General features: G+C 70.9%; 20 protein-coding genes. 16 read left to right on the forward strand and 4 right to left on the reverse strand.

The genetic code is table 11. From position 1 onward, the window contains the following. Positions 1-25 precede the first annotated feature (25 nt). Both AB0B97_RS13485 and AB0B97_RS13490 read right to left on the reverse strand, forming a co-directional pair. On the reverse strand, positions 26-1,648 hold the full coding sequence (locus AB0B97_RS13485; RefSeq protein ID WP_357493515.1) for a glycoside hydrolase family 13 protein: 1,623 nt from the start codon (positions 1,646-1,648) through the stop codon (positions 26-28). A 73-nt stretch (positions 1,649-1,721) separates the two neighbouring features. After that, positions 1,722-2,768, reverse strand: coding sequence for a LacI family DNA-binding transcriptional regulator (locus AB0B97_RS13490; protein WP_234585685.1), 1,047 nt, complete (start codon positions 2,766-2,768; stop codon positions 1,722-1,724). A gap of 197 nt (positions 2,769-2,965) precedes the next feature. On the opposite strand from AB0B97_RS13490, the gene AB0B97_RS13495 reads away from it, so the two are divergent. The 11 genes from AB0B97_RS13495 to AB0B97_RS13545 all read left to right on the forward strand — a co-directional run bounded on the left by AB0B97_RS13495 (position 2,966) and on the right by AB0B97_RS13545 (position 16,065). Further along, a complete protein-coding gene (locus AB0B97_RS13495; protein ID WP_234585688.1) occupies positions 2,966-4,222 on the forward strand; it encodes a maltose ABC transporter substrate-binding protein in 1,257 nt (418 codons plus the stop codon). Beyond that, on the forward strand, positions 4,222-5,862 hold the full coding sequence (locus tag AB0B97_RS13500) for an ABC transporter permease subunit (RefSeq protein ID WP_357493518.1): 1,641 nt from the start codon (positions 4,222-4,224) through the stop codon (positions 5,860-5,862). Before AB0B97_RS13495 ends, AB0B97_RS13500 begins: the two co-directional genes overlap by 1 nt. Next, positions 5,859-6,770 carry an ABC transporter permease subunit gene (locus AB0B97_RS13505; protein ID WP_234585692.1) on the forward strand — a complete coding sequence of 304 codons (912 nt, stop codon included), beginning with the start codon at positions 5,859-5,861 and terminating at the stop codon, positions 6,768-6,770. Before AB0B97_RS13500 ends, AB0B97_RS13505 begins: the two co-directional genes overlap by 4 nt. A 68-nt stretch (positions 6,771-6,838) precedes the next feature. Next, positions 6,839-7,186 (forward strand): hypothetical protein, encoded by a 348-nt coding sequence (locus tag AB0B97_RS13510; protein ID WP_234585695.1) that lies wholly within the window; start codon positions 6,839-6,841, stop codon positions 7,184-7,186. Between the two features lie 278 nt (positions 7,187-7,464). Further along, on the forward strand, positions 7,465-8,532 hold the full coding sequence (locus AB0B97_RS13515) for a BMP family ABC transporter substrate-binding protein (RefSeq protein WP_357494255.1): 1,068 nt from the start codon (positions 7,465-7,467) through the stop codon (positions 8,530-8,532). Positions 8,533-8,623: 91 nt separating this feature from the next. Further along, positions 8,624-10,378, forward strand: coding sequence for an ABC transporter ATP-binding protein (locus AB0B97_RS13520; protein ID WP_308195376.1), 1,755 nt, complete (start codon positions 8,624-8,626; stop codon positions 10,376-10,378). Then, positions 10,375-11,730: an ABC transporter permease gene (locus tag AB0B97_RS13525; RefSeq protein WP_357493521.1), complete on the forward strand. Its 1,356-nt coding sequence runs from the start codon at positions 10,375-10,377 to the stop codon at positions 11,728-11,730. The genes AB0B97_RS13520 and AB0B97_RS13525 overlap by 4 nt, the downstream gene beginning before the upstream one ends. Positions 11,731-11,733: 3 nt before the next feature. Continuing rightward, on the forward strand, positions 11,734-13,014 hold the full coding sequence (locus tag AB0B97_RS13530) for an ABC transporter permease (protein ID WP_357493523.1): 1,281 nt from the start codon (positions 11,734-11,736) through the stop codon (positions 13,012-13,014). Between the two features lie 155 nt (positions 13,015-13,169). Further along, positions 13,170-13,880 carry a cytidine deaminase gene (locus AB0B97_RS13535; RefSeq protein ID WP_357493525.1) on the forward strand — a complete coding sequence of 237 codons (711 nt, stop codon included), beginning with the start codon at positions 13,170-13,172 and terminating at the stop codon, positions 13,878-13,880. Between the two features lie 140 nt (positions 13,881-14,020). Then, entirely contained in the window at positions 14,021-15,304 is a 1,284-nt protein-coding gene (locus tag AB0B97_RS13540) for a thymidine phosphorylase (RefSeq protein ID WP_357493527.1), read from the forward strand. A gap of 80 nt (positions 15,305-15,384) precedes the next feature. After that, positions 15,385-16,065, forward strand: coding sequence for a DUF4272 domain-containing protein (locus AB0B97_RS13545; protein WP_234585754.1), 681 nt, complete (start codon positions 15,385-15,387; stop codon positions 16,063-16,065). 4 nt (positions 16,066-16,069) lie between these two features. Here the strand turns inward: AB0B97_RS13545 and AB0B97_RS13550 are convergent, their stop codons facing one another. Then, positions 16,070-17,071 carry a putative RNA methyltransferase gene (locus AB0B97_RS13550; RefSeq protein ID WP_357493530.1) on the reverse strand — a complete coding sequence of 334 codons (1,002 nt, stop codon included), beginning with the start codon at positions 17,069-17,071 and terminating at the stop codon, positions 16,070-16,072. 93 nt (positions 17,072-17,164) lie between these two features. Here AB0B97_RS13550 and AB0B97_RS13555 point away from each other — a divergent pair, with 93 nt between their 5' ends. Further along, the gene (locus AB0B97_RS13555) at positions 17,165-18,238 is read left to right on the forward strand and encodes an adenosine deaminase (protein ID WP_234585768.1); all 1,074 of its coding nucleotides are present in this window, start codon (positions 17,165-17,167) and stop codon (positions 18,236-18,238) included. A 6-nt stretch (positions 18,239-18,244) separates the two neighbouring features. Here the strand turns inward: AB0B97_RS13555 and AB0B97_RS13560 are convergent, their stop codons facing one another. After that, on the reverse strand, positions 18,245-18,580 hold the full coding sequence (locus tag AB0B97_RS13560; RefSeq protein WP_357493532.1) for a hypothetical protein: 336 nt from the start codon (positions 18,578-18,580) through the stop codon (positions 18,245-18,247). Positions 18,581-19,040: 460 nt separating this feature from the next. Here AB0B97_RS13560 and AB0B97_RS13565 point away from each other — a divergent pair, with 460 nt between their 5' ends. The 4 genes from AB0B97_RS13565 to AB0B97_RS13580 all read left to right on the forward strand — a co-directional run bounded on the left by AB0B97_RS13565 (position 19,041) and on the right by AB0B97_RS13580 (position 24,172). Further along, positions 19,041-22,703, forward strand: a complete 3,663-nt coding sequence (locus AB0B97_RS13565; RefSeq protein WP_357493534.1) for a nitrate- and nitrite sensing domain-containing protein — start codon at positions 19,041-19,043, stop codon at positions 22,701-22,703. After that, on the forward strand, positions 22,700-23,104 hold the full coding sequence (locus tag AB0B97_RS13570) for a roadblock/LC7 domain-containing protein (protein ID WP_007455462.1): 405 nt from the start codon (positions 22,700-22,702) through the stop codon (positions 23,102-23,104). Before AB0B97_RS13565 ends, AB0B97_RS13570 begins: the two co-directional genes overlap by 4 nt. Positions 23,105-23,202: 98 nt before the next feature. Then, positions 23,203-23,577: a DUF742 domain-containing protein gene (locus AB0B97_RS13575; RefSeq protein WP_234591600.1), complete on the forward strand. Its 375-nt coding sequence runs from the start codon at positions 23,203-23,205 to the stop codon at positions 23,575-23,577. Between the two features lies 1 nt (position 23,578). Beyond that, on the forward strand, positions 23,579-24,172 hold the full coding sequence (locus AB0B97_RS13580) for an ATP/GTP-binding protein (RefSeq protein ID WP_007455465.1): 594 nt from the start codon (positions 23,579-23,581) through the stop codon (positions 24,170-24,172). The last annotated feature ends 187 nt before the right edge of the window (positions 24,173-24,359 follow it).

Genomic DNA, 24,359 nt, shown 5'->3' on the forward strand with positions numbered 1-24,359 from the left:
ACCAGGTCGAGTTGGGCTTACCCGCTCAGCGCCGTTCCAACCAGGCGGACGCGTCGATGGGCAGCAGGTGATCGGTGAGCGGCGCGCTCGCGACGATGGGCTCGCCGTACCCGTCGATGGCCACTGGCGCTCCGCTGAGGTTGACGACGCAGGTCAGGGCGGTGGTGCCCGCGGTGCGGGAGAAGGCCAGCACGCCCGGTTCGGCCGGCAGCCAGGTGACCTCGCCGGCGTCGACGGCAAGCGCCGGGTGTTCGTGACGGATACGCAGGGCGGCCCGGTACAGCTCCAGCGTCGAGTCGGGCGTACCGGCCTGCGCGGCGACCGACAGGGCACGCCAGGTCGCGGGTGCGGGCAGCCAGCTCAGCTCGCTGCCGGCCGGCCCGAAGCCGTACGGCGCCAGCTCACCGCTCCACGGAATCGGCACCCGGCAGCCGTCGCGGCTCTCGCCGGTCCGCAGGAACGCCGGATCCTGACGCAGTTCGTCGGGGAGGTCGAGAACCTCGGGCAGGCCCAACTCCTCGCCCTGGTAGAGGTAGGCGCTGCCGGGGAGGGCGAGCATGAGCAGGCTGGCGGCGCGGGCCCGGCGCAGCCCCTCGGCGCCGTCGCCGTAGCGGGTGACGTGCCGCTGCTTGTCGTGGTTGGACAGCACCCAGGTGGTGGGGGCGCCGACGACTGTCGCCTCGGCGAGGGCGGTGTCGATCACCTTGCGGAACGAGTCGGCCGACCAGGTGGCGTCGAGGAAGTCGAAGCTGAACGCCTGGTGCAGCTCGTCCGGGCCGATGTAGCGGGCCAGCCGCTGCGGCGTTTCGGCCCACGCCTCGGCGACCGCCATCCGACCGCCCGGGTAGCTGTCCAGGATGGGCCGCCACGCGCGGTAGATCTCGTGCACCTCGTCCTGGTCGAAGTAGGGCAGGCGGGCCCTGCCGAGCAGGTCGACCTGGCGCTGCCCGGTCGTCGCCGTGCCGAAGCCGACGTCCGGCAGCCCTTCGGCCTTGATCATGCCGTGGGCCACGTCGACGCGGAAGCCGTCCACGCCCCGGTCCAGCCAGAACCGCAGGACGTCCTCGAACTCGGCGCGGACCTCGGGGTGGCGCCAGTTCAGGTCCGGCTGGGCCGGGTCGAACAGGTGCAGATACCACTGGCCGTCGGCGATCCGGGTCCAGGCCGGGCCGCCGAAGATGCTCTCCCAGTCGTTGGGGGGCCTGTCGCCGTGCTCGCCCAGGCCGTCGGCGAAGTGGTAGCGGGCGCGCTCGGGCGAGCCGGGGCGGGCGGCGAGGGCGTCGACGAACCAGCGGTGCGCGCTGGAGGTGTGGTTGGGCACCAGGTCGACGATGATCCGCAGGCCGAGGGCGTGCGCGTCGGTGATCATCGCGTCGAAGTCGGCGAGCGTGCCGAACATGGGGTCGACGTCCCGGTAGTCGGCGACGTCGTAACCGCCGTCGACCATGGGGGAGGTGTAGAAGGGGGTCAGCCAGAGCGCGTCCACCCCGAGGTCGCGCAGGTACGGCAGCCGCTCCCGGATACCCGCGAGGTCGCCGACGCCGTCGCCGTCACTGTCGGCGAAGCTGCGCACGTAGACCTGGTAGACGACCGCCGAGCGCCACCAGTCGTCGTCGGTGCGGGGCGCGGTGATGGTGCTGACGGCCATTGGTGATGTTTCCCCGTCTGTCTCAGGCTCGGGCGCGGCTGTCTGAGCAATATGCCGCCCGCCTCTGCAAGAGTCAAGCAGATCTTGCGTAAGGAAACCGCACGGCGGCCGGGGCGACAGCTGTCGAGCCGCGCGCGACCAGCTCGGGGCGGAACAGGTACTCCGAGTGCGGGGCGCCGTGCCCGTTGATCTCGTCCACCAGGGCCCGGACCGCGGCCACCGCCATGGCGATGACGGGCTGCCGCACGGTGGTCAGCGGCGGGTCGGTGAACGCCATCAGCGGCGAGTCGTCGTAGCCGACCACGGAGAGGTCGCCCGGAACTGTCAGACCGCGTTGCCGGGCTGCCCGCACCGCGCCGAGCGCCATCAGGTCGGAGCCGCAGACCAGGCCGGTGACGCCACGGTCGAGCAGGCGGCCGGCCGCCGCCTCGCCACCCTCCACACCGAACAGCGTCAGCTCGGCCAGCGGGCCGAGGTCGGCCTCGGCGACGCCGGCCAGGCGCGTCATCGCCGCCCGCCAGCCGGCCACCTTGCGCTGCACCGGCACGAACCGGTCCGGGCCGGTGATCAGGCCGATCCGCCGGTGCCCGAGCGCGACGAGGTGGGCCACGGCGAGTTCGGCGGCCTCCCGGTCGTCGCAGGAGACGAAGGGGGCGCCGATGCCGGGGACGTACCCGTTGATCATCACGACCGGCAGCGGCCGGGCGATCAGCGCCCGGTAGCGGTCGTGGTTGGCTGCGGTGTCGGCGTGCAGGCCGGAGACGAAGACGATCCCGGAGACCTGCCGGTCCAGCAGCATCTCCACGTATTCGTCCTCGGTCACGCCGCCGGCGGTCTGGGTGCAGAGCACCGGGGTGAACCCGCTCTGCGCCAGCGTCGACTCGATGACCTGCGCGAACGCGGGGAAGATCGGGTTGTCCAACTCGGGCACCACCAGGCCGACCAGGCCGGCGCTGCGCTTGCGCAGTCGGGCCGGTCGCTCGTAGCCGAGGACGTCGAGGGCGGTCAGGACGGCCTGTCGGGTCTCCGGGGCCACGCCGGGGCGGTCGTTGAGCACCCGCGACACCGTGGCCTCGCTGACTTCGGCCTGCTGGGCGATGTCGGACAGTCGAGCGCGCATGGCGGCACTTTAGCCCACCGGCAAGTTCTTGCGGGGCGCTCTGCAAGCCCTTCCATTATCTGCAACGTCTTGCTAACGTCCCCGCAACATAGGCGAGCAGCGGCGCAGCATCGCTGCGTCGGTTGGCAAAAACTTTCAACTTCCCACTGGCGGACCGCCCTTCCCCCGGCGGCTCCGCCATGACGACAGGAGTACCGATGCGCATCCGTACCGCGGGTGTGGTCGCCCTCTTCACCCTGGCGCTCGCCGCTTCCGGCTGCGGTGGCGACGACAAGAGCGACAAGCCAGGCGCCGGCGCCTCCCCCCAGGCCGCCGGCGGCAAGCTCGTGATCTGGGCCGACGACAAGCGGACCGCCGCCCTCAAGCCGTTCACGGACAAGTTCGGCCAGGAGAACGGCGTCACCGTCGAGGTGCAGGCCGTCCCCAACGAGGACCTCCAGAACAACTTCGTGACCGTGTCGAGCCAGGGCGGCGGCCCGGACGTGGTGATCGGCGCGCACGACTGGATCGGCAACCTGGTCCAGAACGGTGCCATCGACCCGGTGCAGCTGCCCGACGAGCAGAAGGCCACCTTCAACGAGACCGCCATCAAGGCCGTCACGTTCAACGGCCAGCTCTACGGCGTGCCGTACGCGCAGGAGAACCTCGCGCTGATCCGCAACACCGACCTGGCCCCCGAGGCGCCGAAGACGATCGAGGACCTGGTCGCCACCGGCAAGCAGCTCAAGGCGCAGAAGAAGGTCACCGAGACGCTCTGCCTGCAGGTCGGCCAGAAGGGCGACGCCTACCACATCTACCCGCTGTACGCCTCGGCCGGCGGTTACCTCTTCGGCACCACGGCGAACGGCGACTACGACCCGAAGGACCTCGGCGTGGGCAAGCCGGAGTCGATCGCCGCGTTCAAGAAGATCGCCGCGCTCGGCGAGAAGGGCGAGGGCGTGCTGAAGCGCTCGATCGCCGACACCAACTCGACAGCCACCTTCACCAGCAAGAAGTGCGCCTTCCTGGTCTCCGGACCGTGGGCCACCGCCGACGTCAAGAAGGCCGGCATCACGTACGACATCTCCGCCGTTCCCGGCTTCGCCGGTGGCAAGCCCGCCGCCCCGTTCGTCGGCGTCCAGTCCTTCTACGTCGCCGCCAAGGGCAAGAACAAGGCTCTGGCCCAGGAGTTCGTCGCCAACTACGTCGCCAAGCCGGAACTGGCCGTGGCGCTCTACCAGGCCGACCCGCGCCCGCCGGCGCTGACCGCCGCGCTGGACCAGGTCAAGGGCAGCGACCCGGACCTGGCCAAGTTCATCGAGGCCGGCAAGAACGGCCAGGTGCTCCCCGCCATCCCGGCCATGGCCGCGATCTGGGACCCGTTCGGCAAGGCGGAGGCCGCAGTCATCGGCGGCGCCGACCCGACGAGCACGGTCACCGCTGCCGGCAAGACGATCGCCGGTTCGATCAAATAATGAGTATGCCGCTGTCCGGCCCGGGGTCTGCCCAGCAGACCCCGGGCCGGGGGCCCGTGGGTAGCGGGTCCCCGCGCACGTCCCGTACCGCGCGGAACCACGCGCCGATCACCGCGGCCGGTCTCGCCGCGAAGGTGATCCTGCTCGGCCTGGTGGCCGGAATCGCGATCTGGGCGGCCTTCCCGCTCGTGGAGGCCGGGCAGTGGATCGGGCTGGCGGTGCTGGTGGTGACCACCGCCGCGCTGTTCTATTTGTACGCGGGCCGCCGGCACGTCCCGGCGAAGTACCTCGTACCGGGAACGCTCTTCCTGATCGCCTTCCAGATCGTGCCGGTGCTCTACACCGCGAGCACGGCCTTCACCAACTTCGGCGACGGCCACCGGGGCAGCAAGGACGACGCGATCGTCGCCATCGAGAGCTCCTCGGTGAAGCAGGTCCCGGGCTCCACCCAGTACCCGCTGTCCGTCGCCACCACTGGCGACCCCACCACCGGCGACCTGGTCTTCCTCATCACCGACCCGGAGACCAACACGGTCTCCGTCGGCGACACCGGTGGCCTGCGCCCGCTCGACCCCGACGCGGTCACCGTCGCCCTAGGCGGAAAGGTCACCGCGGCCGACGGCTACACCGTGCTGACCATCGGCCAGGCCAGCGCGCGCAGCAAGGACATCACCGATCTGGTGGTGCCGACCGCCGGCGGCGCGCTGCGCTCGTCCGGCCTGTCCCGGGCGTACGAGGGCAAGGCCGTGCGGGCGTACGACGCGGGCTGCGACTGCGTCCGGGACAGTGACAGCGGCCGGACCTGGACCGCGGATGGCGAGGCCGGCGCGTTCGTCGCCACCGACGGCGAGCGGCTGGCCCAGGGCTGGAAGGTGAACGTCGGGCTGTCCAACTTCACCCGGGTGCTCACCGACGAGCGGATCTCCGGGCCCTTCCTCGGAACGCTTGTCTGGAACTTCGCCTTCGCGATCGGCTCCACCGGCGGCACGTTCATCCTCGGCATGCTCATCGCGCTCGCGCTGCACTCGCCCCGGATGCGGGGCACCAACCTCTACCGGATGCTGCTGATCCTGCCGTACGCCATGCCGTCGTTCGCGATGCTGCTGGTCTGGCGGGACATGTTCAACACCGACTTCGGGCTGATCAACAACCTGTTCGGGCTCGGCGTCGACTGGTTCGGCCAGGACTGGACGGCCCGCGCCGCGGTGATCCTGGTGCAACTCTGGCTCGGCTACCCGTACATGTTCCTGGTGGCCACCGGCGCGCTCCAGGCCATCCCGCGGGAGCTGACCGAGGCCACCTCGGTCGACGGGGCCTCACCCTGGCAGTCGTTCCGGGCGGTCACCCTGCCGCTGCTGCTGGTCGCGCTCTCGCCGCTGCTGATCTCGTCGTTCGCGTTCAACTTCAACAACTTCAACGCGATCTACCTGACCACCGAGGGTGCGCCGTTCCCGGCGGACAACCCCAGCAACGGGGCCACCGACCTGCTGATCACGTACACCTACCGGCTGGCGTTCGGTGGGCAGGCCGCCCAGTTCGGCTTCGCCGCGGCGGTCTCGCTGTTCATCTTCGCCATCGTCGCGGTGGTGTCGGCGGTCAGCTTCCGGCGGACCCGGCAACAGGAGGAGGTGTACGCGTGACCACGCTCACCGGCACGAGCCGCCCGACGGCGGTCGACCGCCCGGCGCGAAGGCGGAGGAACCGCTGGTTTGCGCAGGTCGGCTGGCGGCACCTGGTCGGTCTGCTCGGCGTGCTGTTCAGCCTCTTCCCCCTCGTCTTTGTCGTCTCGGCGGCGCTCAACCCGCTCGGCACCCTCTCCTCCACCGAGCTGGTGCCGACCGGCGGGGTGTCGTTCGAGAACTTCGGGGACCTCTTCGCCCGCACCGATTTCGCCAACTGGTTCCTGAACTCGCTGCTCATCGCGGGGGGCGCGTCGTTCGCCTCGGTGTTCCTTTCGGCGCTCGCGGCGTACGCCTTCTCCCGGATGCGCTTTGCGGGGCGACGGGTGGGGTTGCTGTCGCTGCTGTTGATCCAGATGTTCCCGCAGTTCCTGGCGATCGTGGCGATCTTCCTGATCTTCGGCACGATCACCGACCTGTGGCCGGCGGTCGGCTTCAACACCCCGTGGGGTCTGCTGCTGCTCTACCTGGGTGGAGCGCTGGGCGTGAACACCTGGCTGATGAAGGGCTTCTTCGACACCCTGCCCCGGGAGCTGGACGAGTCGGCCACCATGGACGGCGCCTCGCACGCACAGGTCTTCTTCCGGATCATGCTGCCGTTGGTGGCGCCGATCCTCGCGGTGACCGGGCTGCTCGCGTTCATCAACACCATCAACGAGTTCCTGATGGCGAGCGTCTTCCTCACCGACACGGACGCCAAGACCCTCGCGGTCGGCATGCGGGGCATGCTGCAGGGCGGCGAGCGGAACACCAACTTCGGGATCTTCGCCGCCGGCACCCTGCTCACCGCGATCCCGACAGTGCTGGTGTTCCAGTTCCTCCAGCGCTTCATCGTCTCCGGCCTCACCTCCGGCGCGGTGAAGGGGTGAGCCCCCTCGACGCGCCGACCGGCCGACCCCCTACTACGAACCGTCGTTGATGGGGGAGGATGGGCGGCGTGGAAGCACTGCGACTCATTCTCCTCTATGTCCATCTGATCGGCTTCGCCCTGCTGCTCGGCGGTTCGATCGCCCAGTACGTCAGCGGGAAGCTGCGGATCAACTCCGCCATGCTCTGGGGCGCCGTGATCCAGTTGCTGACCGGCCTCGGACTCTCCGCGCCGCTGCGCGGCGGCGGTGACGACGAGCCGGACCCGGCGAAACTTGTGACGAAGTTGGTGATCGCGCTGCTGATCTTCGTCATGGTCTTCTTCTCGCGGAAGCGGGACGTGGTCAACCGTGGCCACTTCCTCGCGATCGTCGGCCTGACCCTGGTCAACGCGGCGGTCGCGGTCTTTTGGCGGTAGCGTCCGGGGAGGGGATGACCTCCGCCGAACCGGACGTTCGGGACGCCTTGATGCTCGGCTACCAGCACGAAGAGTGACTTGCCCCACCCAAGGGTTACACCCGGGTAACAGGCGCTCAACAGTCGTGCACGATTGTCGGCCGGTGGGTGGGCGCGGGCGTACGCTCCCGTCCGTAACGTGGGACAGCCGGCGGCACACCCGCAGGTCGGCTGATGGGCTGCCACCGCACTAGGCGCGGTGTGCAATGGGAAGGAGACGTCTTGCGCTCGGTGCGTGGGATGCGGATCGCCTCGATCTTCGCGGTAGGTGGGCTCGTGCTCAGCGCCGCCGCGTGTGGCGAGGCCCCCGATGATGACAAGAACGCCGGCAGTGGCGCCAAGAAGTTCAGCGCCTGCATGGTGACCGACGTCGGCGGCATCGACGACAAGTCGTTCAACACCTCGGCCTGGAAGGGCCTGCAGGAGGCCAAGGCCGCCAACGACAACATCGACATCAAGTACGTCGCGTCGAAGGCCGAGGCCGACTACGAGCCGAACCTGACGCAGTACGTCAACCAGAAGTGCGACTTCATCCTGGCCGTCGGTGGCCTGATGGCCAACGCGACCTCGAAGATCGCCAAGGCGAACCCGAACCAGCAGTTCGGCATCGTGGACGCCAACCCGGGTGACGCCAACGTCTACCCGATGCAGTTCGACACCGCCCAGGCCGCGTTCCAGGCCGGCTACCTGGCCGCCGGGATGAGCAAGAGCGGCAAGGTGGGCACCTACGGTGGTCTGCCGATCCCGCCGGTGACGATCTTCATGGACGGCTTCGTCGACGGCGTGGCGCACTACAACAAGACCAAGGGCAAGAACGTCCAGGCGCTCGGCTGGAACAAGGAGACCCAGAAGGGCTCCTTCACCAACGACTTCGCCAAGCAGGACGAGGGCAAGAAGGTCTCCGACGCGCTGGTCGCCCAGGGCGCGGACATCATCATGCCGGTCGCCGGCGGCTCCGGCCTCGGCACCACCTCGGCGGCGAAGGCCTCGGGCGGCAAGTACAACACCATCTGGGTGGACGTCGACGGCTGCGAGAGCACCCCGGACTGCGCCGCGATCATCACCACCGTGGTCAAGAACATCCCGGAGGCCGTCAAGGAGGCCGTGGTGAAGGCCGCCGGTGGCGAGAAGCTGCAGGCCAACCCGGGCTTCGTCGGCACCCTGGCCAACACCGGTGTCTCGATCGCCCCGTACCACGACTTCGACAGCAAGGTTCCGGCCGAGCTGAAGGCCGAGGTCGACAAGATCAAGGCGGACATCGCCGCCGGCACCATCACCGTCACCTCGAAGGCCCAGCCGACCAAGTGACAACCGACCGGCCGCTCCGGTGAGATCATCGCAGGAGCGGCGGGGTACAGGTACGACCGATCCGGCCGCTCCGGCCCGCGGGTGACCACCCGTGGGGCCGGAGCGGCCGATCGCGCGCCACGGTGACCGGCCTGGTCCGGCCCGGTCGACCAGCAGCTACGCTGCACCATCGCTCGCACTCCAGGAGGTTGCGCTGAGACTCGAACTGCGCGGCATCACCAAGCGGTTCGGTGATCTGGTCGCCAACGACCACATCGACCTGACGGTGGAGCCTGGAGAGATTCACGCCCTGCTCGGCGAGAACGGCGCGGGCAAGTCGACCCTGATGAACGTGCTCTACGGGCTCTACCAGCCCGACGAGGGCGAGATCCTGGTCGACGGCACGCCGCTGAAGCTGAAGGGCCCGTCCGATGCCATCGCGGCCGGGATCGGCATGGTGCACCAGCACTTCATGCTGGTGCCGGTCTTCACGGTGGCCGAGAACATCATGCTCGGCGCCGAGCAGGTCCGGGGCGGCATCGCCGGCTTCCTGGACCGGCGGCGGGCCCGGCGCGAGGTCACCGAGGTGTCCGAGCGCTACAACCTGCGGGTCGACCCCGATGCGGTGATCGAGGATCTGCCGGTCGGCATCCAGCAGCGCGTGGAGATCGTCAAGGCGCTCACCCGCGACGTCGACCTGCTCATCCTGGACGAGCCGACCGCGGTGCTCACGCCCCAGGAGACCGAGGAGCTGTTGACGGTCATGCGGTCGCTGAAGGCGGCCGGCAAGTCGATCGTCTTCATCACCCACAAGCTCGGCGAGGTCAAGGCGATCGCCGACCGGATCACGGTGATCCGGCGCGGAAAGACCGTCGGTACCGCCTCGCCGGAGACGAGCCGGGACGAGCTGGCCGCGCTGATGGTCGGCCGCAGCGTCCGGCTCACCGTGGAGAAGTCGCCTGCCACCCCGGGCGAGCCGGTGCTGGAGGTGGCCGGGCTGGTCGTCGACGACGACCGGCAGATCCGGGCGGTCGACGGCGTGGACCTGACCGTACGCGCGGGCGAGGTGCTCGGCGTGGCGGGCGTGCAGGGCAACGGCCAGACGGAGCTGATCGAGGCGATCATGGGCCTGCGCCCGGTGCTCGCCGGCACGGTCAGCCTGAGCGGCGACCGGATCGACGGCTGGAAGACCAAGAAGGTGCTCCGCGCCGGCGTCGGCTACGTCCCCGAGGACCGCAGCGTTGACGGCCTGGTCAAGGAGTTCAGCGTCGCCGAGAACCTGGTGCTGGACATCTACGACCGGCCGCCGTTCGGTGCCGGGCTCGCCCTCAAGCCGGACGCCATCGCGTCCTCGGCCCGGGAACGGATCGAGCAGTTCGACGTCCGTACCTCATCTGCGGACGCGGCGGTGGGCACCCTCTCCGGCGGTAACCAGCAGAAGGTGATCGTGGCCCGGGAGCTGTCCCGGCCGCTGAAGCTCTTCATCGCCGCCCAACCGACCCGTGGCGTGGACGTCGGGTCGATCGAGTTCATCCACAGCCAGATCATTCACGAGCGGGACATCGGCACGGCCGTCATGGTGGTCTCCAGCGAGCTTGACGAGGTGGTCGGGCTGGCCGACCGGATCGCGGTGATGTACCGCGGACGGATCATCGGCATCGTCGGTCCGGACACCCCCCGCGAGGAGATCGGCCTCCTGATGGCCGGCATTCGCCCGGACGCCGCTGCCGGCTCCGGCACCCCGGCCGAGCCCGACGCGGCCCCCGCTGCCGCCGGGACCGGCACGACTCCCGCCGCCAGCGAGACCGGCGTGGCCGACGGGAGCCCGGCGAGCGACGCAGGCTCCGCGAACGAGGACGAGGCATGAGCGACAGCAATCCGCAGTCGGGTTCCCCGGACAAGGAGCCGGCGAGCGAGGCGCAGGCGGCGCAGAACGCGCTCGGCAACACCGAGCGGGCCGGCACGACGACCACGCCCGAGGCCCCCGGGTCGCAGCCGAAGCCGTCCCTGGGCCGGCTCTTCCTGGACAACCTCTGGGCGGCCAACACCTTCACGGTGACCCTGCTGTCGCTGGTGCTGGCGATCGTCGTCGGCGCGGTGCTGATGATCGTCTCCGACCCGGACGTGCTGCACACCTACACCTACATCACCGCCCGTCCCGCCGATGCGCTCAACTCGAGTTGGACGCTGGTGAGCGAGGCGTACGCGAACTTGTTCAAGGGCTCGATCTTCGACCCCGAGGCGTTCTCCGGCTGGGTGAACGGCAGCAACGGCTGGCAGGCGGTGCTCGCGCCGATCTCCGAGACGCTGACGTACGCCGCGCCGTTGGTCTTCACCGGCCTGGCGGTGGCGCTGGCCTTCCGTGGCGGCCTGTTCAACATCGGCGCGCAGGGCCAGGCCACCATCGGCGTGATCCTGGCCGCGCTGGCCGGCTTCCTGCTGCCGTTGCCGCCCGGCCTGCACCTGCTGGTGGCGGTGCTGGCCGGCGCGTTGGGCGGGGCGATCTGGGGCTTCATCCCGGGCATCCTCAAGGCTCGCGCCGGTGCCCACGAGGTGATCAACACGATCATGCTCAACTACGTCGCCACGTACTTCCTGACCTGGCTCATCGTGCAGAACGGCGTGCAGGACCCGACCCGGACCGACGCGATCAGCAAGGCGGTGGACACCTCCGCCCAGCTGCCGCGCCTGCTCGGCGACAACCTGCGGGTGCACGCCGGCATCCTGCTCGCCGTGCTGGCCACCTGGGCGGTCGCCTGGCTGCTGAACCGGTCGACGCTCGGCTTCGAGCTGCGCGCGGTCGGCGCCAACCCGGACGCCGCGCGGACGGCGGGCATCAGCGTCACCCGGACTTACATCCTGATCATGGTCTTCTCCGGGATCCTGGCCGGCCTGGGCGGCTCGAACATGGTGCTCGGCTCGACGGCCAGCGCGTTGACCCCGCTGGTGGTCGCGCAGATCGGCTTCGACGGCATCCTGGTGGCGCTGCTCGGCCGGGTGAAGCCGTGGGGGGTGCTGCTCGCGGCGCTGCTGTTCGGCGCGCTCCAGGCCGGAGGCAACCGGATGCAGTCGTACTCCGGTATCTCGCTGGAGCTGGTGACCGTGCTTCAGGCGCTGATCGTCATCTTCATCGCCGCGCCGGCCCTGGTGAAGGCGATCTTCCAGCTCCGGGCCGCACGGGCCGCCCGGTTGCAGACGAGCCTGGCGAAGGGCTGGTAACGCATGTCCACCATGGCTGTCCCCGACGTCGCGGTCGCCGCGGTCGACGAGGGCTTCTGGACCCGGACCCGCAAGGTCGGTCTCACGCTGCTGGCGCTCGGTCTGCTGTCGGCGGTGCTCTTCGGGGCGCTCGCCACCGATCAGCAGGCCCGGTTCACGCTCAGCGATGACGCTGCCGGCGCCGCACTGGAGATCAACGGCACGATCGGGGCGATCCTGTTCGGGATCATCGCGATCGCCGCCGGCGCGGCGCTGCTCGCCGGTGTGCCGAAGCGCTGGTTCCTGCCCGTGCTCGCCGTCGGGTTGGTCGGCTTCGTGCTCTCCTTCCTCTGCTGGCAGGTCTCCGCCGCGCCGGCCGGGCAGAACTTCATGCCGCTGGTCAACATCATCCGGGGCACGTTCATCCTGGCCCTGCCGCTGATCTTCGGCGCGCTCGCCGGGGTGCTCTGCGAGCGGTCCGGCGTGGTCAACGTGGCCATCGAGGGTCAGCTGCTGATGGGCGCGTTCAGCGGGGCCCTGTTCGGCAGCATCTCCGGCAACGTCTGGGTGGGTCTGGTCGCCGCCGCCATCGGTGGCGCGTTCATCTCGCTGCTGCTGGCCGTCTTCGCCATCCGCTACCTGGTCGACCAGGTCGTCATGGGCATCGTGCTGAACCTGCTCGCGGTCGGTGTCACCGGCTTCCTCTACGAGCGGTTGATGCAGACCGACGCGGAGAAGTACAACAGCGCGCCGCGCTTCAGCAACTGGGAGATCCCCCTGCTCAAGGACATCCCGGTGCTCGGGCCGGCGCTGTTCCGCGGCAACATCTTCCTCTACGTCGGCCTGCTCCTGGTGCTGGTGATCCACATCGGGCTGTTCCGCACCCGGTGGGGCCTGCGTACCCGGTCGGTCGGCGAGCACCCGATCGCCGCCGACACGCTCGGGGTCAAGGTGCTGCGGGTGCGCTACCGCAACGTGCTGCTGGCCGGCGTGGTGGCGGGCATCGGCGGCGCGTCGTACACGCTGGCGCTCTACTCGTTCACCAAGAACATGATCGGCGGCAAGGGCTTCATCGCGCTGGCCGCGCTGATCTTCGGCCGGTGGAACCCGACCGGGGCGCTGCTCGCCGCGCTCTTCTTCGGCTTCGCCGACCAGCTCGCCACCTATCTGGGCGCGATCAACAGCTCGATCCCCAGCCAGTTCCTGGCCATGCTGCCCTACCTGGCGACCATCCTGGCGGTCGCCGGTCTGGTCGGCCGGGTCCGGGCACCGGCCGCCGACGGCAAGCCGTACATCAAGGGCTGACTCCCCACCCTCCACCCTGTTGACCAAGAGGTTCGCGTCAGGATCGGCGACTTTCCTGACGCGAACCTCTTGATCACCGTGCCGGGGCGCGGCGGGGTGGGTGCGTTCCCCGCCCTGCCTGCTTCTGACCTGGGCTGCTTCGGCAGAATGATGGGATGACCGACATTGACTGGGCGCGGTTGCGCGCCGCCGCCACCGAGGCGATGCGGCACGCGTACGCGCCGTACTCGACGTTCCCGGTCGGCGCGGCCGCGCTGGTCGACGACGGCCGCGTGGTGGTCGGCTGCAACGTGGAGAACGCCGCGTACGGCGTGACGCTCTGCGCCGAGTGCGGAGTGGTGTCCAGCCTGCACGCCACCGGTGGTGGTCGCCTCGTCGCGCTCTCCTGTGTCGACGCGACAGGTGAGCCGCTGATGCCGTGCGGCAGGTGCCGGCAACTGCTCTGGGAGAACGGCGGGCCGGAGTGCCTGATCGAGACGAAGGGCCGCCCGCTGCGGATGGCGGAACTGCTGCCGCACGCCTTCGGTGTGGAGGACCTGGAGGCGGTGACCGGCGAGACCCCGGTGCCGGTGGTCCCGGAGCGGCTGGCCGCCTGGCGTGGACGGGGCACCGTCTTCGTGCACCCGGACCTCTCGGACGGGCAGCAGGTCTGGACGGCGTACTGGGAGCGCTCGGCGGGAGACGACGCGAGCGCCGAGACCGGCGTGCTGGAGGAGGCTCCGAGCTGGGACGACCCGGACGAGGCGATCACCTGGGGGATGGCGCGCACGCCCCGGGTTGTCGTTGTCGACGAGACCGGGACGATCTTCTGGGCCGGCGAGGGGGAGCCGCCTGCGGAGATCCCGGTGCGGTGGGCTGGTGGCTGAGCTTGGGGGGCGGGGGCCGACCGTGCCCGGCTCCGGGCGGTCAGGCTTGATCCCTGCGCCGGGCACGGTCGGCCCCCGCCCCGACGTGGTCACGGGCCGTCGTGGGCGGGATCTGCAACAGACGAGGAAAGATCATTCTGATGAGTAGTGGTTTTGCTGCTGTTGACGTCATTCGGGTCAAGCGGGACGGGGGTGTGCTGTCGGACGCGCAGATCGACTGGGTGCTGGACGCGTACACCCGGGGAGCTGTCGCCGACGAGCAGATGTCGGCGCTGGCCATGGCGATCCTGCTCAACGGCATGACCGGGCCGGAGATCGCCAGGTGGACCGCCGCGATGATCGCCAGCGGTGAGCGGCTCGACCTCTCGGCGGTCCGTCGCCCGACCGTCGACAAGCACTCCACCGGCGGTGTCGGTGACAAGATCACCCTGCCGCTCACCCCGCTGGTGGCCGCGTGCGGCGCCGCCGTTCCGCAGCTCAGCGGGCGCGGCCTCGGGCACACCGGCGGCACGCTGGACAAGCTGGAGTCCATCCCGGGCTGGCGGGCCTCGCTGAGCAACGACGAGTTCATCGCCCAGCTCGGAGAGGTCGGCGCGGTGATCTGCGCGGCCGGCGCCGGGCTCGCGCCCGCCGACCGCAAGCTGTACGCGCTGCGCGACGTCACCGGCACCGTGGAGGCGATCCCGCTGATCGCCAGCTCGATCATGAGCAAGAAGATCGCCGAGGGCACCGGTGCGCTGGTCCTGGACGTCAAGGTCGGCTCGGGCGCCTTCATGAAGTCCGTCGACCAGGCCCGTGAGCTGGCCCGCACGATGGTCGAGCTGGGTGGTGCGCACGGCGTGCGGACGGTCGCCCTGCTCACCGACATGTCCACCCCGCTCGGCCTGGCCATCGGCAATGCGGTGGAGGTGACCGAGTCGGTGGAGGTGCTGGCCGGGGGCGGGCCGGCCGACGTGGTGGAGCTGACGCTGGCCCTGGCCCGGGAGATGCTCGACGCCGCCGGCCTGCCGGACGCCGACCCCGCGGCGGCGCTGCGCGACGGGCGGGCGATGGACTCCTGGCGGGCGATGATCCGCGCGCAGGGCGGCGACCCGGACGCGCCGATGCCGACCGCGCCGGAGGTCGAGGTGGTCCGTGCCGAGCAGGACGGGCACGTCGCGGCCGTCGACGCGTACGCCATGGGGGTTGCGGCCTGGCGGCTCGGCGCGGGCCGGGCCCGCAAGGAGGACCCGGTGAGCGTTCCGGCCGGTGTGGTGTTGCACAAGCGGCCGGGCGATGTGGTGCGGGCCGGGGACGCTCTCTACGAGCTGCGGGCCCAGGATCCGTCGCGGATTCCGGCGGCCCTGGCGGAGGCAAGTCGCGCGGTGCACATTGCACCTAGCGCGCCACGAGCGACGCCCCTGGTCATCGAACGGATCGGCTGACCGGGGCGGCGTGGTGCCCGTCACCTGGGAGCGCTATTGTCGCAGGCCAAAGGCGTGGCGTGCAGACAGGAAGTTGCCCCGTGACCGTACCTGCCCCCGACCCGCGCGAGGTGCGCGAGGCGAGTCTGGACGAGCTGTCCCGGCTCGGCCTGCCGCTGCCGCCGGCCCAGTTCCCGCTCGTGTGGGAGCCGGGTGATGCGATCGAGCTGCGACCCAGGGCGGAGATAGAGGCGCGGATCGCCGTGCTGCACCTCATCCTGGCGCGCTGCTTCGGGATGCCCCCACAGGCGGCGATGAGCTGGCTGCTCGGCTCGCACCTGGTCGAGATGGTCACCCCGCCGGAGTGGCAGTTCGTGATGGGCGGCAAGGGCGACCACCGGTCGTTCGTGCTGCACCACGACGCGCTCTTCGCGCTGGCCTGGGTGCTGGGGTTGAGCAAGCAGCTCGACCCCACCCTGGCGGTGGACGAGCGGTTGGTCGAGCGGCTGCCGCACATCGCCGAGGGGGAGACCTTCGGCCGCTGGCAGTCCCGGATCCTCGCCGCGCCGCAGCACCCGGCCGACGCGGCGGCCCTGCTCGACCTGCACTACTGCCTGGACTGGGCCTACCTGGAGACCGAGCGCGACGGCCGGCGGGCGCCGGGGCTGGTCGACGCCAACGCGATCGGGCAGCGACGCTGGGCGCTGGAGTGGGCGGTGATCCTGCGCGGGCCGTACCACGACGAGCCGCCGGGCTGGGAAGAGGTAGACCTCTCCACCTGAGCCCTCAGCGGCGTCGGTAGGCGTCCAGCCGGACCGCCACGCGCACCCGGACCGGCTCGGCCAGCGCGGCCAGCCGCTCGGCGAGGGCGGTCGGGTCGGTGTGCCAGGCGCTCGGGCCCATCTGGACCAGCGTGGCGACCTCCGGCCGGGTCAGCGCCAGCTCCGCGCGGTGCACGGTCGAGCTGACCGGCGTGAAGTGCCCGCCCAGGCTGGCGGCGACCCGGTCGGCCTTGTCCGGGTCCACCCGCAGCAGGTCGAGGGCGTCCACCAGTTCGGTGAGATGGTCGGCGGCGGGCGTCACCACGAGCAGCGTGCCGGCCGGGTCGAGCACCCGGTGGAACTCCGCGCCGTTGCGCGGGGCGAACACGTTCAGCAGCACGGCCGTCGAGCCGTCCGCGAGGGGCAGCCGCTGCCAGGTGTCGGCGAGCGCCGCGGCGGCGCGGGGGTGTGCCCGGGCGGCGCGGCGCAGCGCCGGCTTGGAGACGTCCAGGGCCAGACCCACGGCGTCCGGCAGCGCCGCCAGCACCGCGCCGAGGTATCGGCCGGTGCCCGCGCCGACATCCACCACCAGGGGGTACGCCTCAGAGCCAGTCGCCGGCTGTCCGGTCCGTACCCCTGCGGTTGCGTCCTTTGCTCTGCTTCCCTCCGTGCGACAGTGCGCTGCGGTAAGTGTTGCGTCGGTGGAAGCAGAGCAAAGGGCGGACGGAGGGGGTGCGGGGGGCGTCGCGCCGAGTCGCGCGACCGCCTCCGTCGCCGCGGCGGCGAGCGCGGCCGAGATCACGTCGTAGTGACCGGCGGCCTGGAACTCCGCTCGCGCGGCAATCATCTCGGCGCTGTCGCCGACGTGCGGCGCCCGGCCGGTGAGCAGGTTCACGTAGCCCTGCCGCGCGATGTCGAAGGTGTGCCGGCGCCCACAGCGCAGCGCCCGAGCGGTGCCGACGGTCGTCTCGACCAGGGATTGGCCGCAGACCGGGCAGCTCAGCCGGTCGAGGATGCGCGGATCCACGTCAGGCCGCCAAATCGTGTGGTGCGCGCATACCGGGCAGCCTAACGAGCCGCCCCGCTCCGGCCGCCCACGCCCGCTGACTAGGGTCTGAGCATGGTCGCAACTATCCGGTACGAGGACATCGTCAAGGTCCCGAAGGCGCTGCTGCACGACCACCTCGACGGCGGGCTGCGGCCGGCGACGATCGTCGAGCTGGCCGCGGAGGTGGGACACGAGCTGCCCACCACCGACCCGGAGGCGCTCGGACGCTGGTTCGTCGACGCCGCCGACTCCGGGTCGCTGGAGCGTTACCTGGAGACGTTCGCGCACACCGTGGCGGTCATGCAGACCGGGCCGGCGCTGCGCCGGGTGGCGCGGGAGTGCGCGCTGGACCTGGCCGCCGACGGGGTCGTCTACGCCGAGGTGCGCTTCGCCCCCGAGCAGCACCTGGAACAGGACCTGAGCCTGGACGAGGTGGTCGAGGCCGTGCTGGCCGGGTTCGCCGAGGGCACCGCGCAGGCCGTCGAGGCGGGCCTGACCATCCGGGTGGGCACCCTGCTCACCGCCATGCGGCACGCGGCGCGCTCCCAGGAGATCGCCGAGCTGGCGGTGCGGCACCGCGACGCCGGGGTGGTCGGCTTCGACATCGCCGGCGCCGAGGCGGGCTTCCCGCCCACCCGACACCTGGACGCCTTCGAATACCTGCAACGAGAGAACTTCCACTTCACCATCCACGCCGGTGAGGCGTTCGGTCTGCCGTCGATCTGGCAGGCGATCCAGTGGTGCGGCGCGGACCGGCTCGGTCACGGCGTACGGATCGTGGACGACATCGCCGCCGACGGCGCTCTGGGCCGGCTGGCCGCGTACGTGCGGGACAAGCGGATCCCGCTGGAGCTCTGCCCCTCGTCGAACGTGCAGACCGGTGCGGTGGCCTCGATCGCCGACCACCCGATCGGGCTCCTGCGCGACCTGCGGTTCCGGGCCACCGTCAACACCGACAACCGGCTGATGAGCGGCACCTCCATGTCGCGGGAGATGTCGCTGCTGGTGGAGACGTTCGGCTACGGCTGGCGCGAGCTGCAGTGGTTCACCATCAACGCGATGAAGAGCGCCTTCATCCCGTTCGACGAGCGACTGCGGATCATCGACGAGGTGATCAAGCCGGCGTACGCCAAGCTGCTGCCCTGATCCTCGTCAGCCGTGCGGGTGGCCGGCGAGCAGGCCGGCCACCCGGCGCAGCACCTCCCGGGCCCGGGCCGCCTCGGCGCCCAGCCCCATCTGCCGGCGCAGCACGGCGGGCTCCGCCCGCAGCAGGGCCACGCCGCGCCGGACCAGCACCCGGGGCGCCTTGCGCTGCTCGGACAGGTCGCGGGCCAGCCGGCGCAGGAAGGTCGCCCCGCGCGGACGGCGCAGCGCGTACGCCCCGGCGAGCAGCCCACGGCGGCGGCACTCCTCGACGATCTCGGCGGCGAAAATCCCTTCGGCGACGAAAAGTGGCGATCCGTCGACATCAAATGGCCGGGTGGCCACCCGTCGATCCGCGCCGATCGCATAAACCGGCACATCGGCACGGCCCTCGCGGGCAAGTCGAGCAATCGTTTCGACGGCGGTCAACGCGTCCCAGGACTGCGGCGATTCCCAATCGACCTGGCCGTTTCGTCGCGGCAACGTAGGGTCATCGCCGTCTTTGTAGAAGTCGTCCAAACACAGCACCGGCAGGCCGGTTTGCTGCGCTATGTACGACTTTCCGGAGCCTGAGGGGCCGGCGAGCAGGACAACGCGGTGGGGATGTTCCATTACCTTCAGTTACTCCGGCCAGACGGACTGCTATCAAATCGCATCAACATCTCATCACACCTTCGGCCGGGGACAACCTGGGCTTTCTTCTTGCCGACCGGCGTGATGGAATCTCGGGGGTCCGACCCGCCGGGTCGGTCGCTGGGCGTTGCCCGGGGCAACGCGTTCAAGCTGTAATCGCGAGGGCGGTGACGTGAGCAAACGGCCAAAGACGGCGGGCTCCTTCCTGTCGCGGCTGCGCCGGCCGGCCAGCCGGCTCCGGGACATGCCGATCTGGTCCAAGCTCGGTCTCATCATGATCGTGCCGACCATCGCCACGGTCGTGGTGGGTACCAGTGGTCTCGTCGACCACCTGGAGACGCTCAACAATGCCAACCGAGCCGGCGACCTGGCCAACCTGTCGAGCTATTCGGGTGACCTGGTCGACAAACTCCAGGACGAGCGGACCTCCGCCGTGCTGCTGTTGCAGGCCACCGGGACGCAGCCGAAGGCGCAGTACCAGGAGGCCTACAACCGGGCGAACACCCGGGTCGACCAGGCGACGAGCCCCTACCGGCAGCAGCGGGGCGACGTGGAGGACCTGCCGAGCAGCCTTGAGGGCCTGCTCGGCGGCATCGACCAGAACCTGCAGGAGCTGCCGGGCGTCCGCAGTCAGGTGTTCAACGGCAAGCTGAAGCTCGCCGAGGCCGTCCAGGCGTACGAGGGTCTGATCAACGACCTGCTCGCCATCCGGGACTCGGCCACCCAGCTCGCCGGCAACAACGAGCTCAGCGACCGGATGCGGGCCGCGGCAGCGGTCGCCCGGGAGAAGGAGTTCCTCTCGCTCCGACGGGTCGTCGTGCACCGCGCGCTCGGCGTGCAGGGTGGGCGCCGACTGACCCCGGCGCTGCGCACCGACTACATCGCCAGCGGCACCGGCCAGCAGCAGGCGCTGCAGAGCTTCAAGGCGGTAGCCAGCCCCGACGAGGCGAAGTTCCACGACCAGACCGTCGCCGGCGGCGACCGGCGCGAGGCGCAGAACTACACCGGCTGGATCGACGGCAACACCACAGGCGACATGAGCAACGCCCCGTTCGGCACCGACCAGTGGGAATCGGCCATGACGGCCAACGCCAAGCTGATCCGCGCCGTCGAGACGAAGCTCGACGGTGACGTGGTCGCCGAGGCCGACAACCTCCGGTCGGACGTCCAGCGCCAGGTGTTCCTGGAGACCGGCCTGCTGCTCAGCATGCTGCTGCTGGCCATCCTCTTCGCGTACCTGGTCGCCCGGTCGATGGCCCGCTCGCTGCGTGAGCTGCGCCAGGGCGCCCTCTCCGTCGCCCAGTACGGGCTGCCGCAGGCGGTGGCCCGACTCCGCGACCCGCAGGTCGTCGGGCAGCTCTCCCCGGTGCAGCTGGCCAACCAGATCGCCGAGCCGCTGCCCGTCCGCAGCAAGGACGAGTTCGGCCAGGTGACCGAGGCGTTCAACGCCGTCCACCTGGAAGCCGTCCGGACGGCCGCCGAGCAGGCGGCACTGCGCGCCTCCGTCGCGACGATGTTCGTCAACCTGGCCCGCCGTTCGCAGATCCTGGTCGACCGCCTCATCGGGCACCTCGACCGGCTGGAGCGCGGCGAGGAGGACCCGGACCGGCTGGCCGAGCTGTTCCAGCTCGACCACCTGGCCACCCGGATGCGCCGCAACGACGAGAACCTGCTCGTCCTCGCGGGCGCCGACTCCACGCGCGTGCAGCGCGAGCCGGCCGCGCTCATCGACGTGCTGCGCGCCGCGCAGTCCGAGGTCGAGCACTACACCCGGATCGAGTTCGGGGTCATCGACCGCGACATCGAGGTCGCCGCGCACGCGGTCAACGACCTGGTGCACCTCGTCGCCGAGCTGTTCGACAACGCCACCGCGTTCTCCCCTCCGGACTCGCAGGTCATGGTCGAGGCCCGTCGGGTCGGTGACCGCGCCTCGCTGTACGTGGAGGACCGCGGCATCGGCATCAGCCGCGAGCAGCTGCACGAGCTCAACGACAAGCTCGCGACGCCGCCGCAGGTGGACGTGGCCGTCTCCCGGATGATGGGCCTGGTCGTGGTCGCCCGCCTGGCGTCGCGGCACGGCGTTCGCGTCGAGCTGCGCCCGGGCGCCGACCGCGGCACGGTCGCCGACGTGACCCTGCCCACTTCGGTGCTGGTGCCCCGCGCGCTCTCCGGCCGGGTGCAGCAGCCGCCGGCCCTGCCCGCGGCCGGCCCGCAGCACAACGGGCCCGCGCCGGTCCTCGGCGCGCTGCCCGCGCTGGGCAACGGCCCGCGCCCCGGCGAGTCCGGCAACCAGGTCACCCTGGGCGGTCGGCCGTTCGACCCGGCATCGCGCAACGGCGCCGGCACGCCCGCCAACACCGGTGCGTACCGCTCGATGCCCGCCTGGTCGGACCTGACCGGCGCGAGCGCGAGCAACGGGGTCAACGGCGGCGACGGGTTCACGCCCCGGACGGCCAACGGCCAGACCATCGACCCGCTGCCGCAGCGGCGGGCCGGCGACGAGCCGACCACCACCGGCCAGCAGCCGACCATCCCCCGGCAGTTGCCCAGCAGCCCGGAGGCGCACCCGTACTCCGCGCCGCCGGTCTCCGCGCAGCCGTACCCCGGTGCGCCGGTCTCCGCCTCGCCGGCGTCCGGTCAGCCGTACTCCGGTCAGCCCTACTCGGGTGCGCCGTACGGCAGCCCGCCGGTGTCCGCCGCTCCGGCCTCCGGCCAGCCGTACGCCGGTCCGCCGGTGTCCGCGTCGCCGGTCTCGGCCTCCCCGGCGTCCGGCCAGCCGTACTCGGCGCCGCCGGCCTCCGGCCAGTCGTTCAGCGGCTTCACGCCCCGGTCCGCCCCGCCCGCCCCGGCGTCCAGCGCTCCGGCGCCGCCGGCCTGGCCGCCGGTGCCCGGTGGCGAGCGGGACACGCAGACCCCGCCGGTGCCCGAGCGGCTCGCCGCCGCCCTGGACATGACGACGGAGCTGCCCCGGGTGCCGCGCCCCGGCGACCAGCCGAGCACCGCGGCCCAGCAGTCGGCTCCGGCGCCTCAGGCTCAGCCGACCCGAGCCCCGCAGCCCCAGGCCCCGCAGGCCCGAGGCCCGCAGGCTCAGGCCCCGCAGGCCCAGGCGTCGCCGCCGCCGGCGCAGACCCGCCCGGCGCCGCAGCAGCCGCAGGCCCAGAACCGCCAGCGGTACGCGGACGAGACCATGGAGCTGCCGATCTTCCGGGAGCTCGAGTCCGCCTGGTTCCGTACCCGCCGTCCGGGTGCGGAGGAGGCCGCGGCCGGCGACAAGCCGGCGGCGAACGGCGGTGGCGGTGACGCGACCCAGCAGTTCGCGGCGGTCGAGGCCAACGGTGGGGCAGTCCACAAGACATCACCCGGGACGACAGGTAACACGCCGATGGCAGACACTCCGACGGCCGGAGGAGCGCCGCGGGACAACGGGTCGACAGCGAACGGGGGCGCTCGCCCCGGCCTCGCCGAGAGCCTGCCGAACCGCCGGCCCCAATCGCAGACCAACGGCTGGCAGACCGCCGCCGACGACGGCTGGCGTGCCGCCTCGGCAGCGGCCACCGCGGTGCCGGTGAACGAGACCACCACGACCGGTCTGCCGAAGCGCAAGCCGATGGCGCAGCTGGTGCCGGGCGCGGTGGAGAAGCCCGCCACCTCGGTCCAGCGACGTTCCCCGGAGGCGGTCCGTGGCCTGCTCTCCGCCTACCACCGGGGCGTGCAGCGAGGGCGTAGCACCTCGGACAACCCGACCAGCCCGGAGGCGACTCCGGGAGGGCAGCAATCCTCGCAGTCTGGCTCAGGCCCAGCGGCCGGGAGCGGGCAGAAGGAGCAAGAAGGATGACAACTACGCAGGATCTTGGTTGGCTGCTGGCCAACTTCGCCGACCGGGTGCCCGGTGTCGCACATGCGGTCGCCGTCTCGGCGGACGGCCTGCTCCTCGCGTCGTCACGGGACCTGCCGCGGGACCGGGCAGACCAGCTCGCCGCGATCGCGTCCGGTCTGGTCAGCCTGACCCAGGGGGCGGCCCGCTGCTTCGAGGGAGGCGCGGTGCTCCAGACCGTCGTGGAGATGGACAATGGCTTCCTGTTCCTGATGTCCATCTCGGATGGTTCGTCCTTCGCCGTGCTGGCGGCCCGCAGCTCCGACGTCGGGCAGGTCGGCTACGAGATGGCACTACTGGTCGACCGGGTGGGCGACGCCCTGACCCCGCAGCCGCGCGCGGCCGCGGGCATGCTGGGCTGACGCCTCGCCGATCGTGCGGTCGGCGCAACTGAAACGACAAGAACGACGAGTTCCACCGGTGGGAGCCGGTACGGGGTGCGAAGGAGGTGAGCGGCGACATGGCCGATCGTGACGAACCGACCGGAGCGTTGGTCCGTCCATACGCCGTGACCCGTGGTCGAACCCGTCCCCGGCTCGACATCGCGCTGGAGGCGCTCGTCGAGACGACGGTGCGCGGCCGCACCACTGCCAATGGCAACGGTGGTGGCCGCGAACACCAGTACATCGCCGCGCTGTGTGACGGACGCGTGCAATCGCTCGCCGAGATCGCGGCGCGGATGCAGCTCCCGCTCGGTGTGGCCCGGGTGCTCATCGCCGACATGGCGACGGACGGCCTGGTCGCGGTCCACGAGCCGACCATCCTGGACGACTCCGACGACGCGGTGGGCACTGAACTGCTGGAGAGGGTGCTGAGTGGACTTCGCAGGCTCTGACATGTCGCACCGCCCACCGAACCCGAGTGGGCGCGTGACGTCGGCGAAGATCGTTATCGCCGGTGGATTCGGCGTCGGTAAGACGACGCTGGTCGGCTCGGTCTCGGAGATCACGCCGCTGACCACCGAGGCCATCATGACCTCCGCTGGCGTGGGCGTCGACGATACCCGGCAGGTGCCGGGCAAGACGACGACCACGGTGGCCATGGACTTCGGCCGGATCTCGATCGACCGTGACCTGATCCTGTACCTGTTCGGTACGCCGGGTCAGACCCGATTCTGGTTCATGTGGGACGAACTGGTGCGGGGCGCGATCGGTGCGGTCGTGCTGGTGGACACCCGCCGGCTGGCCGACTGCTTCGCGGCGATCGACTTCTTCGAGCACCGGCGGCTGCCGTACCTGGTGGCCATCAACTGCTTCGACGGGATGCAGTACCACGACCCGCAGGACGTCCGGGACGCCTTGGCGATCTCGAGCGACGTGCCGGTGGTGGCCTGCGACGCCCGTAACCGGGAGTCGACGAAGCACGTGCTGATCTCGCTTGTCGAGTACGTGCTCACCATGCGCCGTACGCGCGCCGTCGCCCCGGCCTGATCGGGACGCTCTCGCGCCCGGTGGTGGCCCTGGCCGCCACCGGGCGCTGAATGCTGCCCGGGGCGCGAACGGCTCGCCCAAAAGAGATCTTGGAAGGTGTCGCCCCGGTCTGGGGGCGGCTCCCTCCAAGATCTCTTGCGTTGGTGGGCCGTCCCTCGGGCCGCCCCGCCCGTGTGTGCCCCGGGCC

The organism is Micromonospora sp. NPDC049004 (assembly GCF_040649315.1).
GTDB lineage: Bacteria > Actinomycetota > Actinomycetes > Mycobacteriales > Micromonosporaceae > Micromonospora.

Bases quoted from the DNA above. Each gene is read 5' to 3' on its own strand.
- AB0B97_RS13485 (WP_357493515.1), bottom strand. From the start codon at position 1,648: ATGGCCGTCAGCACCATCACCGCGCCCCGCACCGACGACGACTGGTGG.
- AB0B97_RS13490 (WP_234585685.1), bottom strand. From the start codon at position 2,768: ATGCGCGCTCGACTGTCCGACATCGCCCAGCAGGCCGAAGTCAGCGAG.
- AB0B97_RS13495 (WP_234585688.1), top strand. From the start codon at position 2,966: ATGCGCATCCGTACCGCGGGTGTGGTCGCCCTCTTCACCCTGGCGCTC.
- AB0B97_RS13500 (WP_357493518.1), top strand. From the start codon at position 4,222: ATGAGTATGCCGCTGTCCGGCCCGGGGTCTGCCCAGCAGACCCCGGGC.
- AB0B97_RS13515 (WP_357494255.1), top strand. From the start codon at position 7,465: ATGCGGATCGCCTCGATCTTCGCGGTAGGTGGGCTCGTGCTCAGCGCC.
- AB0B97_RS13525 (WP_357493521.1), top strand. From the start codon at position 10,375: ATGAGCGACAGCAATCCGCAGTCGGGTTCCCCGGACAAGGAGCCGGCG.
- AB0B97_RS13530 (WP_357493523.1), top strand. From the start codon at position 11,734: ATGTCCACCATGGCTGTCCCCGACGTCGCGGTCGCCGCGGTCGACGAG.
- AB0B97_RS13535 (WP_357493525.1), top strand. From the start codon at position 13,170: ATGACCGACATTGACTGGGCGCGGTTGCGCGCCGCCGCCACCGAGGCG.
- AB0B97_RS13540 (WP_357493527.1), top strand. From the start codon at position 14,021: ATGAGTAGTGGTTTTGCTGCTGTTGACGTCATTCGGGTCAAGCGGGAC.
- AB0B97_RS13555 (WP_234585768.1), top strand. From the start codon at position 17,165: ATGGTCGCAACTATCCGGTACGAGGACATCGTCAAGGTCCCGAAGGCG.
- AB0B97_RS13570 (WP_007455462.1), top strand. From the start codon at position 22,700: ATGACAACTACGCAGGATCTTGGTTGGCTGCTGGCCAACTTCGCCGAC.
- AB0B97_RS13575 (WP_234591600.1), top strand. From the start codon at position 23,203: ATGGCCGATCGTGACGAACCGACCGGAGCGTTGGTCCGTCCATACGCC.
- AB0B97_RS13580 (WP_007455465.1), top strand. From the start codon at position 23,579: ATGTCGCACCGCCCACCGAACCCGAGTGGGCGCGTGACGTCGGCGAAG.